The organism is Roseburia sp. AF20-18LB (assembly GCF_003461185.1).
Classification (GTDB): Bacteria; Bacillota; Clostridia; order Lachnospirales; family Lachnospiraceae; genus Roseburia_C; species Roseburia_C amylophila.
On record NZ_QTWP01000016.1, the window covers coordinates 1 to 13,997 of the forward strand.

The following is a 13,997-nucleotide window of genomic DNA, read 5'->3' on the forward strand; positions in this document are numbered from 1 at the left end:
CAGACAGTTCTCTCTCAATATCCGCCACTTCCTCTGCTACCGCATCAAAGTCTGACCTGGCTCCCTGGATGTTCTCCTCCAGTCCCTCCATGGAATCCTGGGACATCTCTGCCATCTGGTCAGAATCAATATTATAATACCAGTCTGTGTAGAGTATAAAGCTGCTCCGGTAGGTTTCTATCGTATCTTTTATCATATTTGCAAGATTCATATGATAATCCCACATATAGCTTCTTCCATGCTCTGCTGCCTCTCCATGCATCTCCGACATGGCAGCAATCTCTACAATACTGCTTCTTACCACATCTATCTGTTCTATCCACCGGTCAAGCTGTGCCAGAATCAGTTCCCGAATGCTGGTAATTTCTTCATACTTTACCTGAAATCCCATAACTTTCTCCACTCCCCCTATTTTGTCTTTATCATTTTCATCAAAGAAGCTTCCCGGCATCCTGCGTCAGGAGGCTCTGATAATAACTCATCAGACCAATTAACTGTGAAAAGCCTGCCCGGTACGCTGTCATAGCATCCATTGATACATTTAAATCCGGAACTGTAAGCTGTTTTCCTTCTACCTCACCGGATACCGTTGAAAAAGAATGTACCTTGGATGCATAAACATTGGTATCTAATTTTATCAGCCTGATAATTAGTTACTGATATAGCAGGACTTCCTGTTCTTGCTATCAAAATAGACCTTATAAACTCCAGCATAGAGTCCATATTCAGTCGGTCATTTTTTGCGGACAGTTCATACATGCTATCCTTTTCTGTTCTCTGCTCCTGCGTTTGCTCTCGTTTGATTTCTCCCTCCGTATCTTCTTGGCACAAGCAGGACAATACCTTGATGCACCAGAGCCCGGGACATATTCAACGCCGCACACCGTACAATTTTTAGCGGGCATTGCTGCCCACCGTTTTGTAGGTATGATATGTAATTCATCGACAAAGCCGATGAATTTATAGTAAATCTTGATTTCCTGCTTCACTGTTCCGTCTGCCATCTTCTCACGCTCCGAAACAAGTATCTTGTCTATGAGTGCGTTTATAACTGTTGCATCCAGTTCTTTTAAGCCTTGATAATTTCGGATAAGGGCGAGGAAGTCACGGATTCCCCGTGATTTCTCGTAGCTTTCATTAAGAGTTTCCGTCACCTCTTTCAGCCTTGCTTCAATTTCAAGCTGCTCTTTCTGGTATTTCCCCGACATCATCTCAAAATTCCGCTCGGTAATACGCTCCATGACCTTATCCTCGTAGAGAGAGGAAAACAGCCTGTCCAGTTCCGCAAGGCGTTTGTTCAGCTTCTTACGTTCTTTCTCTAATGCTTTCGCCCTGCTCTGGTCTGTTTCCGTGAGCCGCTTTTCTATGGCCCTGACCGCCTTTTCATCATTCACTGCCATATCCGCAAAACAGTTGATGTCGGCAAGAACGGCATTGAATAAATCCCTTGCTTCTATATTGTGGGCACTACACTCGCTTCTTCCGTTTCTTGCATAATTATTACATGAATACTGTACACAGTCGATAATCTCTGGGCGTTTCCTCCTGTGTACGTTCATTGCCCGCAGAGCACATCCGCAGTCCACACACTTGATAACGCCTGCAAAAATATTTACAAATCCTCCCTTGTTCTGTGGAAGCCTACGACTTGTAATAAGCTGTTGGACAATATCAAATTCCTCCTGCGTGACTATTCCCTCATGGGTATTGGGTATCACTTCCCATTCTTCGGGCAGCTTAGAGGGGCGTTTCTTGCTTTTCATATTGGCGGCAATCCGTTTGTAGCCTACAAGATTTCCCGCATATATCGGGCTTCTTAAAATGCTCCTCACGCTGTTCCCACTCCAAATATAGCGTTTGTCCTCGTTCCCCTCAAAATGACGTTCAAAGCCTGTTTCGCCACGCTCCGCCGCATAAGCGGCAGGGCGTAGGATATGCTGTTTATTAAGATGTCTGCAAATTTTGGCAACTCCATTCCCTTTTAATGCAAGGTCGAATATCTCTTTTACAACATGTGCCACTTTATCATCTATCAGCAGATGGTTGTGGTCGGCAGGGTCTTTGATATAGCCATAAGGGGCGGTAGTTCCCATGAATTTCCCCTGTTGAAACCTCGCCCGATATGCCGATTTTATCTTAACAGATATGTCAGCGGCATACATTTCGTTTAAAATGTTGCGGAAAGGCGTGATGTCCATAGCAGATTTATTCAAGGTATCTACGCCGTCATTGACCGCTATATACCTCACGTTATGCTCTGGGAAGAAAACTTCCAGATATAACCCACAATCAAGATAGTTTCTCCCCAGACGGGATAAATCTTTCGTAATCACGCAGTTTATCAGACCGCTTTCAATGTCTTTTATCATATTCTGGAAACTTGGTCTTTGGAAATTTGTACCAGAATAACCATCGTCCACATACGTTTTTGCTATGTGCCATCCCTGCTTTTTCACATAATCCGTGAGGATGGATTTCTGTGTCGCAATGCTCGCACTCTCGTTATCCGTACCATCGTCTTTAGATAAGCGGCAATAAATGCCGACTAAATAGATTTTCTTTTCTTCTTTGATTCCTGCCATACTGTAAAACCTCCGTATCTGTCCTATCTGTTTTCATGTCCCATTGCGTACATTCTAAGCGGACAGCCCCTCATTGTCGAAGGTGTCGCCCTCGGCAATCTTCTTCCGAATATCCTCGGAGATAATCGGGACAAACGCTTCTGTAACGGTCTGTGTGCCGACATATTCACGGCTGATTATCATCTGCACTGGTGCTTTTGGCACGATACGCTTTCTCTTTTTATCTGCTTTCTTATCCTCGCCCATACTTAAATCTTCCTTTCCAGACAGGGCAGGGAAGAGTTTGGAAATGTCCCCGCCCTGCCAATCAGATACCATTAATCCTCGCTGTTTAATTCTTTCTGTAATGCTTTAAGGAGTGCCGCCGCTTCATCAGCGTTCAGCGTGATTCCCTTGCCGCACTTTTCACGGTTCGGGGAAAAGCTGCGGATGTCATACTTCGGCTCTTTCCCATTCCATGAAATGAGATTGATTTCCTTTGTGTAGCCACTGTCGCCCGTAGACAATACTGCGATTTCCTTTACGATTTCATACTGGATTTCTCTCATTCTCCATACCTCAACTCTCTGTATTTACTTCCCGAAAAAAGAAGATTAGCGGCTGTCACGGTTGCGTTTCCTCTGCAACTCACGCTCCAAAAGTTTGATGATGGTTTCCTCCATCTGCTTCGGCGTTGTGTTCTTCGGAAAGTATTTTTTCAGCTTGCTTGTGTTGATTTTCAAGGTTTCTTTCTGGTTGCCCTTTTCCTCCGTCATAATCGCAAATATCGTATCCATGTCAAGCCGCCCGCTCTGGCTTAACTGTTTCATCCGCTGTGCCTGTGAGAGTGAGGGCGTTGCTTCTTCGCTCTCCATCGTGGCAAAGAGGTTTTCCTGCTCGTCTTTCTTCAAGAAGGACAGTTCCACCGCAGGCGTGAGGGCGATTTTCCCCTCGTCCACCATCTGCAAAATCGGCGGTATCAGTTCCGTCAGGCGGATAAAACGCTGCACGGTCATCCTGCCCACGCCGAAGCCCTGTGCCACCTTGTCGTCCGTCCGCAACTTCGTCACAACTTGTGACGAGGTTAAGTCTGTGCGGAAACCCTGCCGCTTCATGGCTTCGGATTTCATCTTGTAAGCAAACGCCCGCTCCGATGGCAGGATATTCTCACGCTGCAAATTGCTGTCTACAAGGGTGATGATGGCTCGGTCACGGTCTAAGGGCAGGACAAACGCAGGCACGGTATTTATCCCTGCAAGTTCAGAAGCACGGACACGCCGCTGTCCTGCAATCACTTCATAACCGTCCCCGTCCTCTTTCGGGCGTGTGATTATCGGCGTGACAATGCCAAATTCCTTGATGCTTTCCGCTAACTCTGACAGTGTTTCATCTTCTGCCACATGAAACGGATTGTCAGGGAACGGGTACAAGTCTTTGGTCTTTAACACCTTAAAATCCTGTTTCTTCATTCACATATCTACCTTTCTTTCGCTCTGCTTCTATGATTTTTCTGCAATTCTTCCAACACTTCGGGCGGTATTTTTGACAGCAGCCGCCCCATCTGCTCGTTGGTTCTCTGCAATTCAAATATCTTCTGATTCGCTTTCTGCACCTTTAGTTCCTGCTCGTACTTTTCATCACGCATACGCCCCGCATAGTCTGATTCCTGCCCAATTCTCTCTTTCAAACTGTCGATATACGCCTGCTGTTTCCCGATTTCCTTAGAGAATTTCTCCACGTCTGGCAGCCATGCAGAGAGTAAATCTAACGCTTTATCCCTTTTCTTCCCTGCGTTAAAGGCGTTGATGTCGGATAGGGCAGACACGATTTCTTCATACTGTTTATCAAGCCTGCCGCCTAATTTATAGAGCCATGTGGGGACGTGTTTCCGCTTGGTTTCCATTGAGGACTGCCCCCGTTCAAGCTGATTCCACCGTGAGGACATCCGCTCATGGTAGGCGGTCTGCCACTCGGATAATGATTTCTGGTTGCCTAAGATAGCTTTCGCTGACAGCTTATTGTCTGGCGTAATCGGCACAAAGCAGAGGTGCATATGGGGCGTTCTCTCGTCCATATGGACGACAGCGGAGAGGATATTCTGCTTTCCAACACGCTCCGAAATGAAGTCAAGAGCCGTCTGGAAATACGCTTTTTGTTCTTCGGGCGGTAACTGGTTCATAAATTCTGGTGAAGCTGTGATGAGCGTTTCCACCATCATCACGCTGTCTTTCCTTGTCCTGCACCCCGCTTCGGCTACCATGCGGTTAATCTCTTTCTTGTAGGTGTACTTTGGTGGTGCTATGAGATGGTAATTGTTTTTAGAGCGTTCCATATCTATATCTGGGTTGCTTTTGTAGGCTTCTTTCTTCCGCTCGTTGTGGCGTTCACAAGCCGCAACGCCGCCCGCTTTTCGTTTCTGGAAACGCAGGATTGCATAAGGCATAGGCGGATTCCTCCTTTCTTTCGGCGGGTGACCGTCCTTTGGGGTGACAGCGGTGACGGTGGTGACAGCAGTTTTGGGATACCCCCTGCCGACTGCCGCAACTGTCACCCTCACCCCCTGCATGACGGTCATGTCGATGATGACGGTGTTTTTGGGATACCCCCCTCGCAAGAGCCGTCACCGTCATGCCGCCATTCTTTTATCCGAAGCCGTAAGGCGTAGGATAGCAGGGCACAGCCCTGCCTTAAGGGAGTCCAGAGGGAACGTCTGGCACACGACTTTGCAGGGCAAAGTGTAGTGTGTTACACCCTGTAAACGCAGTCGGAAAAATCGGAATGATTTTTCTGACCGCAGGGGTGGTTTTACACGACCGAAAAGGGCGAGTAAATCTCACGCCTGCATTTTGCGTTTACGGGGTGTTCTCCCGTAGGGATGACAGCGGCAGGGTATCCTAAAATCACTGTCACCACCGTCACTGCTGTCACCCGCAGGGCAGAGCCGCCAGCTTTACATGGCTTTAAGCGTCAATGACAGTAACAGGGGGGTATCCTAATATCGCTGTCACCACCATCACCGCTGTCACCCGCCCTCCTTGCAAGGGCAATCCGCCTGCCGTCTTTCCTGCGGCTGTACTGGTAGCAGATACGGTTCTCGCTTAAAAATGTGGTGCGGTATTCATTCAGCCATTTCGTAATCACCGTGGGTATGGTTTCCGTTTCCCCCATAGCGGCTAACAGTTCCGTTGCCGTGCCTATCCATTCTTCCTTATCCCTCATAAAATCCACCAACCGAAAAAGGACATCTGGTATCGTTTCTTTCGCAAGCTGCTCCTGCGTTTTCCGCTCCACAAGCTCCCAACGGCAATCACGGAAACGCAGCGTGTATTCCTGATAAGGCGTGTCCCTGCCCGTCACATACAGCTTGGCGGTGTCAGACGCACGTTTCTCCTTTTCCAGAACAAAGGTAGCGTCCGCACTCCCCGTTAATCCTGTCGTCCCAGACACCTTGTTGAACACGTCGCTGTCATTCTGCTTTCGGATGTGGTGTACGACAATGACCGCCAGAGAGTGCCTGTCGGCAAAGTCTTTGATGAGGGAGATGTCCCCATAGTCGCTTGCATAGGCATTGTCTTTTGAAGCTGTACGGACTTTCTGCAAGGTATCAATGACAATGAGCCTGCTGTCTGGGTAATCTTTCAGATAATCTTCAAGCTGCACGATAAGACCGTCTGACAGCTTGCAGCTTGCCACGGCAAAGTGGAGCCGCCCGCTTGCTTCGTCCGTCAAACGAAATAACCTGTCCTGTATGCGGCAGAACGTGTCCTCAAGGCAGAGGTAAAGCACATCGCCCTCCATTGTCGGCATATCCCATAAAGGGATTCCCTGCGACACGCATAAGCATAGCTTCAGCATGAGCCAGCTTTTGCCTATCTTCTGTGAGCCGCAGAACAGCGATAAGCCTGTCGGGATAAGGCTGTCCACCACAAAGGATGGTTTCTCAAGCGGTTCATAAAGGAGCGTTTCGGCGTTGACTGTCTGTAACTTCTGCATGGCTTTCCTCCTTTCGGGCGGTGTCTTTGTTTTCGTTGCACATAGGCGTTGACCTCCTTAAAAATAGATTTACTCCCACGGAAAAAAGTGAGAGTATGTAATGCCGCCAATCCCACACAAATAAAAAACAGATTTCTTTTTCGGGCGGTGTCGGTCACGGTTGGAGATATTTCTTCAATTTCCGCCTTTACTTTCTCCTTTGCAATCGCAACAGATTTCTGTATTGCCGAAGCGGTGCAATGCTCCATAGCGGCGATTTGGTAAAAATTGAACTCATACTCGTAGTAGAGCAGGAAACGCCGCCTTTGTATCTCTGGAAGGCTCCCAACCGCCTTATAGAGCGTTTCATTCCGTTCTTCCTCAACCATGCGTTCATCAAGGCTCTTAGGCACACGCAACGCCCGTCTGTAAAGGGTTTCGTCCCATACCTCGTTAAACTCCCTGTGCCGCTCGTCCCATTAGAAAAGATTCCTGTTCCTGCGCTCCATCTGCCGAAACTCCATAAAGAACTGTTCCGACACTTCCAACTCGTGGGATTTGCCCTGCCCGTCCTTAAAGCTGATAAAATACCTTGTGCCGCTTTCCGTGGATTCCTCCCGAAGCGTGTATGCCTTAACCCTGTATGCCATCCTGTTGTCCTCCTGCAAAAAATGAGTGAGGGGATTTCCATCCCTCACCCAGTAGCCCGCAGGATGGCAGGCTGTTTTAGAAGCTATAAAATTTTCCGCAGCTTCTTCCGCAGATGGTCTAACCTCGCATAGATGGCACCAGTCGTCAAATGCACAAGCGGGGCAATCTCCTTTGTGGAATACCCCTGCATTTTCAGCAGGACGATTTTCAAGGTACGCCCGTCCACCGTGACTAATACTTGATAGAGATTTTCGCTCTCAATCTCTTCCAGTAACTCCGCAACCGTACCCACTTCCGCCTGCCGCTCCCTGCCTGCCATGTCCTCAAGATATTCCGCAACGTCATTCGTCCATCGGTAAAACCGCCTGTTGGAATTGAAGTCTGCCCTGTCCGCCATGCGTATCTGCTCAATGGTCGCTTCATCAACGCCGCACTCACGCAGCAGCTTTTCCTCCGCTTCTTTCCAGATACGCCATTTCCTGTCCTCCCGTCCGTGGTTGTATGCCATTCTTACTTCCTCCAATCAGAATTGATTGAGAGGGCAGAGAAAAGCCCCCTCATCTTCCCAAAGGAAAAAACAAGGGGGCTGAACGCCTTAAATTTTAATTTTCTATTATCTTTCTTAGTTTTATTAGGATTCTGGCTTTGCGTTTGTTTACAACGCTCTGGGTTATGCCCAACCTCGCCCCGACTTCACGCTCGGAAAGTCCGTCAAAAAAGATTGCCTGTATCAGCTCCTGTTCACTATCCGACAGCAAAGGCAGGGCGGCTTTCAGCCTGTCCACCATGACCGCATTGACAACGGTTTCTGCAATGTCCACCGCTTCATCAGTGATAAAGTCCAGAGGATTCCCCTCGCTGTCCGTAAATCCGTCGAGAGATAGCAGTCTATTCTTTGTATCTAATTTTTGCAGATAACGCCACCGTTCCTTGTCACGGTAGAAGTCTGTGTATTGCTCCCTCACGACTTCAAGCAGACAGCCTTGAATGGGGATAAACAGCTTGTCCATATAGGTCTGGTCGGATTCCCTGCAACGGCAGAACTCCGTGTAGGATAATTCCACATAGCCGCCACTTTCTCTGATATATACCTTTCTTGGTGCATATTTCACCATAAATACCTCCCATCTGAATTTTTGAAATGTAAAAAATCCAGATGGAGAGGCGGAGAACGACACCGCATATCAGAAACAGCCCTACGGCACTTTCCAACAAAAATCGACAAAAGAAAAACCGCAAAGGCTCTGTGACCTTTACGGTTATAGGAAATAGTAATTCTATTGTATGGAGATTGTACTTCTACTTTCAAGGTGAGAAGTACCGTTGCACTGGCAGAAATTTTTTTAACTGGTTTCCTGCCGTTCTCTGATATGCTATGTATTGATAAATTTTGCTTCGTATGAGCAGATAGATAACTGCCCGAAAAAAGGACATAAAAAAATCCCTCCAAATTTAAAAACAAATTCAGAGGGTAATTTAGGGTATAACAAAATAACCCACCCGAATATCGTTTTTTTTATTTGGTGAGTTTGTTCTTTCAAATACGAAACAAATGCTCATGTACGGTAAAGTATCACAAGAAAATTATGTCGAATTGACAGCCGCCTCCGCTATACCGAATAAGGAAATAAAGAGTCCTCAAATTTTGCGCTACTAAATGAAGACGAGCGGAAGTAATCTCCCGCTCGTCAGTAAACTTAACTATGCCATATCAATCCCGCTTCTTTCCCGCCACCGGCACTAAGAACAGCGCGGGCAACAGCAGGAAAGCGGTACAGACCAGCCCCCAGGGTATGGACACCTGCTGGGCTACCAGCCCCACAATAGGCCCGCCGATGATCTGCCCGAAAGAGTCCAGCTGTCCGCTGGTGGAAAAGACTGTGGCGCGCATTTTCTCATCCACTTGGTCGTTCATCCAGGCGGCCAGCACAGGCTCCTTGATGGTGCGCATAAGCCCCGCCAGCAGGAACACCAACAACATGAACCAAAAGCTCCGCCCCACCGCGAAGAGAACCAGGAACAGGATATACCCGGCGCTGGTGGACATGACCACACTGGTTCGGCTGACAGTCCCTTTTTTCTCCATGCGGGCGATGAGCAACTGAGAAGCCAGAATACCTAAGCCGTTGCCGATAAGACTGATAACACCGAACCAAGTGACGCTGTTCAGCGGCCCGATAACGGGTATTACCGTGTCATCCAGAAAATGAGCGGTGGAGAGCCGGTCAAAGCCTTCACTGGCAAGTCCCCCGCATAGTGTGATTGCTAAGAGCGCCAGCAACACAGGTGCGCCTTTCACAAAGCCCAGGTTGAGCTTGAACAGGCAGACAAAGTCTTTAAGCAAGCCCTGCCGTTCCTCAATAGCAGGGGAGAAGTTGGTTTCTGGCATGATGCGAACCATCACCAGCCCCAACAACAAGCACAAACTGCCCCCCAAGATGAGAGGCATTTGCAGGTTTATGTTTCCCAGCAGTGTGCCCAGCACCACGCCCAGAACGCCGCCGATTTGCCCCATTTGACTGCCCCGCAGGAACACCTTGTCTATGGGTTTGTCCTCTTCCTCCGAGGCAATCCACGCCTCCAGAGCGCCGGTGATGAAGGTATCACCGCAACCCCAGACAACCTGGGCCAGCAGAACCGGCGCGAACCACGGTAGCGCACCCTCCATCAGAAAGCCCAGGCCGTAGAGGAACATTCCAATCAGCACCGAGCGCCGACGGCTATACAAATCCGCCACCACACCGGTGGGCATCTCGAACAGAAAGCAGGAGGTCTCCTGAACCGTCCCTACCAGGACAAGCTGGAAAGCATCCAGCTGCACCACCTCCAGGTGGTACACGATGGAAAGCACTGTGGACATAGAAACCGCCAGGGAACAGACAAATCGGAACAGCAGGTAGACAGAATATGCCTTTGAATTTTTAGCAAACATGAAGTTACATTCTCCTTTCAAATCTCATTTTATATGACTTTTGCAAGCTGTTAAGCTAACTTGTGGAACATATGCCGAACCTTATCTATACGGCTATTCGGGCGGCGGGGTTGGCAAATAAATTTACCAATAGCTGGCTGGTATCCTTTTAACTCTGTCAAGCAGACTCCCTGCCCATTTGTGAAATAAGTTAAATCGTTCCTGTATTCTTGAATACATCTAGCAGGGATTTCTCCTTTCAGAATGACCTCGTCATTCTTTATCTGAGTACTTACAATATCTGCACAATACCTTGGAGCATCATGATACGCCCGTGAGAGATATTCCTGCGGTGCATAAATTTCAAAGTGGAGATATGGCTCTAATAGTTCTGTCCCTGCTTTTTTTAAAGCCTGCTCCAATACGATAGGGGAAAGCAGCCGAAAGTCTGCGGGGGTACTTACAGGACTATAATACAATCCATATTCAAAACAGATTTTACAGTCTGTCACTTTCCATCCATACAGCCCCTGCTCGCAGCCATAAAGAACCCCCTCCATAACCGCATTTTGGAACGATTGATTTAAATATCCAAGTGAAACTCTGCTTTCATACTGCACTCCGCTTCCAATAGGGAGCGGCTCTATGGACAACCCGACAGAAGCCCAGAAAGGATTTGGCGGGACTTCTATGTGGATGGTATATTCTGCTTTTCTAAGCGGTCTTTCCATATATATAACAGTAGGCTCTTTTATTTCTGCCTCCACATGATATTTTTCCTCAAGGATGGCACAAATGACTTCCATCTGCACATTCCCCAAAAAAGATAACATAATCTCATGGGTAACAGTATCAATGTCAAAATGCAAAAGAGGGTCTGTATCAGCAATCTCTGCGAGGGCATTTAACAGGGCTTCCCTTTGCTCCGGCTTTTGCGGCTCTACCGTTGTCCGAAGTAATGGCATGGGATTATCAATCCGTGTTTTGTGAGGCAGGAGTTTTTCATTTCCCAGGATATCGTTCAGTTTCAAAGTATCATCAGCTAAAATAACAATTTCTCCCGGACAGGCATGGTCAGCCGGGACGATTTCACCGTTTGTCGGAACACACATCTCTGTGATTTTTATTTTCTCTTTTTCAGATATTCTAATAACATCCCTCAAATGCAATGTTCCGCTATATATACGCACATAAACAAAACGCCGCCTTTTCTCTGAATATTCAATCTTAAAAACCTGCCCGCATAGTTCAGATTGACCTTCAGGCGTTGATGAATAAAATTTACTGGCAATTACTTCTATAAGCTGCCGAATCCCCAGATTGTTTTTAGCGCTTCCGTGATAAACGGGAAATAACGTTCCGTTTTGGAATCTCCTGTTTTCTTCCTGTTCCAGTTCTGACATTTTAAACGGTTTCCCTGACATATATTTCTCTAATAGTTCATCGTTTCCCATAATTACCGCATCCCACTGTTCCATATCGTCATTGTCCGTTACATTTATATGGGGATGCTGCCCAACCTTTTGCTTCACTATAATTTCCGAAGAAAGCTTTGCTTTCATTTCCCGATATACCATTGGCAAATCAATCCCCTCTTGGTCAATTTTATTGATGAAAAAAATTGTCGGAATCTTCATTATCTGTAGTGCATGAAACAGTATACGGGTCTGTGCCTGTATGCCATCCTTTGCAGAAACTAATAATACTGCTCCGTCTAATACGGATAAAGAACGGTATACTTCCGCCAAAAAATCCATATGGCCTGGCGTATCTATAATGTTGACTTTTACATCCTCCCACTGAAAAGATGTCACTGCTGTCTGGATAGTGATTCCCCTTTGACGCTCCAAATTCATTGTATCTGTCCTTGTTGTGCCTTCATCTACGCTCCCTAGTTCTGCAATTGCACCACTGGTATACAATAAACTTTCCGTTAATGTTGTCTTTCCTGCGTCAACGTGAGCCAGAATGCCTAAGTTAATTATTTTCATGTGATTTTCCTCCTATCAACACCCAAAAAAGGGCATAAAAATACCCAGTGATAAATACTCCTATCACTGGGTAAATAACTCCAATAGCCCCAAAACACTTATATGTTTTCGGGCATATAAAATTACATGATAAAAGTATTCTTAAACTGGGTACAAAAAACTAAGCCCCATATTAAAAGTGAAACGGGACTGCTACTTTTTGTTCCCACTATCAAATTGACAGTTTATTTAAGAATACCTTGCCGCATATTTATTAACTCCTTGTATAATACTGAATCTAATTATATTCCTTAACCCTTTATTTGTCAAGCTGACAAACTAAAGCAGAAAAAGCGGCAGGATTTCCCCCTGCCACTAATCATCTGTTTATGCAAAAATAATTTCCTTTTCCACAATCTCCCTCGCACAAGCCCTTATGTTATTGAGGCATCCTGTCCATTCTAAGGCGTTTTCTGCCTTTAGCTGTTCCGTTATGCCCTGTGCCTGTTTCATACCCTCTATGAGCCTTTCAAAGCGTTCCTGTGCCTGTCTGTTGATGTCGGCAAGGTAGGCGTTTAGCCTGCCGCTTGTAAGAAGATTGGTGTATGTAACTTTACGGTACTGTTTTAGATAATCTAAATGCCGTTGCCCCCAGATGCCTATTGCCTGTTCTTCTTCGGCGGGTACAGTTAAGCACGGTATCAAATAATCCCCTTGCCTTTCGTATTTGCCGCCCAGTTCCTCAAATAATGATTTTGCCATTGTCTGTTACCTCCACATTCTTTTTTATTTTGAATGTCCGCAAAATCCGTCCTACATCTGTGTGTCATTTTGATTTCATCAAACAATAGTTCTGTGTAAGAATGAAAACACCAACTTGAAACAAGTCAGTAAAATCAATGTTTTACAGTACCTTAGAAATAAAATGTCAGACAAATCCTTTTGTATACCTGAGGGCAAATTTCGCCATAAGGAGTCCTTTCCCCTTTAGGTAAATGACAAAAAGCTATTATTAATCTCTGTATGTCATTCACTTCGTGAACAGACAGAGAGTAAAATAGCTTTTTGAGTTAAGGGTTTTGGAGTCCTAAAGTATAACCATAATTAAATTTATATATTTTATTCAACTACATCTTCACCATATACACCATCATTTTGATATTGCAAAATAAGATTATACATTTCTTCAACATCTAATTGGCATAACTCCGCCTCTTCATTTGTAATTTCAATTCTTTTTTTCTTTATCATATGCGCTCCTGCATCATACTGAAGATAATATTGCCCTTTGTTTTCCAGTAGACTAATACCCTCATCTTCTATAATTAACTTCATTTTAAAGCACCTCTATTCAAATAAATGTTTATATGTATATGTTCCTTCTTTCGCCGGATTAATAACTGCTTCTTTTATTCCACCACTTGTATAGCCGCCTGGTTCCCAGTATTCCGGCCATGCACCTAATTCATTGCCAGATGGAAGTCTTAAACTAGATGTGTCCTGAATTGTCACTATAACAGGATTACTTCCTAAATATCCTTTGTCTAATCCCAAAACACTTTCTATTTTAGCCACATCCCCATCTGCGTTTCGAATTATTTCACTTAGTTCATCCCCAGACATTACAAATGTACCACCTTTACCACCAATTGTTCCTGATGGCTCACTTGGCATTATTTTTACCGCACCACTTTTCTTGAATGAATTTAGATGATTATTAATATATTCCTCACTCAAATAAGTTTCTGGTAATGGTTTCTGTCCCTTTGGTGTGCCTTTTATTTTTTCTACTTGTTCAAGTGACAATCCCTCTTCTCTAAGTTTACTCCACGATGAATATTGCTTTCCATCCTCAAATGACATATTACCTAAGTTCGAATATCTACCACCCTTTACAGCCGAACCCACATCCGCATCATTTAATACTGCGCC

13 protein-coding genes and 2 pseudogenes are annotated in these 13,997 nt (G+C 45.8%); all 15 read right to left on the reverse strand.

Going from position 1 to position 13,997, the window contains the following annotated elements; translation table 11 throughout:
* Nucleotides 1-391: T7SS effector LXG polymorphic toxin (locus DWX65_RS14305; protein WP_158564754.1), on the reverse strand; the 391-nt coding region annotated here is incomplete at its 3' end.
* A gap of 334 nt (nucleotides 392-725) precedes the next feature.
* On the reverse strand, nucleotides 726-2,582 hold the full coding sequence (locus tag DWX65_RS14310; RefSeq protein ID WP_001820670.1) for a recombinase family protein: 1,857 nt from the start codon (nucleotides 2,580-2,582) through the stop codon (nucleotides 726-728).
* 54 nt (nucleotides 2,583-2,636) lie between these two features.
* Nucleotides 2,637-2,828, reverse strand: coding sequence for a hypothetical protein (locus DWX65_RS14315; RefSeq protein ID WP_001820669.1), 192 nt, complete (start codon nucleotides 2,826-2,828; stop codon nucleotides 2,637-2,639).
* A 71-nt stretch (nucleotides 2,829-2,899) separates the two neighbouring features.
* Complete coding sequence (locus DWX65_RS14320; protein ID WP_001206986.1) at nucleotides 2,900-3,130, reverse strand: YdbC family protein; 231 nt, start codon at nucleotides 3,128-3,130, stop codon at nucleotides 2,900-2,902.
* 45 nt (nucleotides 3,131-3,175) lie between these two features.
* The gene (locus DWX65_RS14325) at nucleotides 3,176-4,030 is read right to left on the reverse strand and encodes a ParB/RepB/Spo0J family partition protein (protein WP_000743700.1); all 855 of its coding nucleotides are present in this window, start codon (nucleotides 4,028-4,030) and stop codon (nucleotides 3,176-3,178) included.
* An 8-nt stretch (nucleotides 4,031-4,038) separates the two neighbouring features.
* Nucleotides 4,039-5,004: a MobV family relaxase gene (gene mobV / locus DWX65_RS14330; RefSeq protein ID WP_001820668.1), complete on the reverse strand. Its 966-nt coding sequence runs from the start codon at nucleotides 5,002-5,004 to the stop codon at nucleotides 4,039-4,041.
* 517 nt (nucleotides 5,005-5,521) lie between these two features.
* A pseudogene (locus tag DWX65_RS14335) lies at nucleotides 5,522-6,554 on the reverse strand (AAA family ATPase).
* Nucleotides 6,555-6,708: 154 nt separating this feature from the next.
* Nucleotides 6,709-7,183: pseudogene (locus DWX65_RS14340) on the reverse strand (RNA polymerase sigma factor).
* Nucleotides 7,184-7,266: 83 nt separating this feature from the next.
* On the reverse strand, nucleotides 7,267-7,692 hold the full coding sequence (locus DWX65_RS14345) for a sigma-70 family RNA polymerase sigma factor (protein WP_000323895.1): 426 nt from the start codon (nucleotides 7,690-7,692) through the stop codon (nucleotides 7,267-7,269).
* Nucleotides 7,693-7,786: 94 nt separating this feature from the next.
* A complete protein-coding gene (locus DWX65_RS14350) occupies nucleotides 7,787-8,296 on the reverse strand; it encodes a sigma-70 family RNA polymerase sigma factor (RefSeq protein ID WP_105116765.1) in 510 nt (169 codons plus the stop codon).
* 599 nt (nucleotides 8,297-8,895) lie between these two features.
* A complete protein-coding gene (gene tet(40), locus DWX65_RS14360) occupies nucleotides 8,896-10,116 on the reverse strand; it encodes a tetracycline efflux MFS transporter Tet(40) (RefSeq protein WP_109215034.1) in 1,221 nt (406 codons plus the stop codon).
* A gap of 50 nt (nucleotides 10,117-10,166) precedes the next feature.
* On the reverse strand, nucleotides 10,167-12,086 hold the full coding sequence (gene tet(O) / locus DWX65_RS14365) for a tetracycline resistance ribosomal protection protein Tet(O) (RefSeq protein ID WP_109215033.1): 1,920 nt from the start codon (nucleotides 12,084-12,086) through the stop codon (nucleotides 10,167-10,169).
* Nucleotides 12,087-12,452: 366 nt separating this feature from the next.
* Nucleotides 12,453-12,827 (reverse strand): TnpV protein, encoded by a 375-nt coding sequence (locus DWX65_RS14370; protein WP_001129922.1) that lies wholly within the window; start codon nucleotides 12,825-12,827, stop codon nucleotides 12,453-12,455.
* Nucleotides 12,828-13,184: 357 nt separating this feature from the next.
* Nucleotides 13,185-13,400 carry a hypothetical protein gene (locus DWX65_RS14375; RefSeq protein ID WP_055147993.1) on the reverse strand — a complete coding sequence of 72 codons (216 nt, stop codon included), beginning with the start codon at nucleotides 13,398-13,400 and terminating at the stop codon, nucleotides 13,185-13,187.
* Nucleotides 13,401-13,412: 12 nt separating this feature from the next.
* The coding region (locus DWX65_RS15055; RefSeq protein WP_199535062.1) for a hypothetical protein at nucleotides 13,413-13,997 on the reverse strand (585 nt) is incomplete at its 5' end.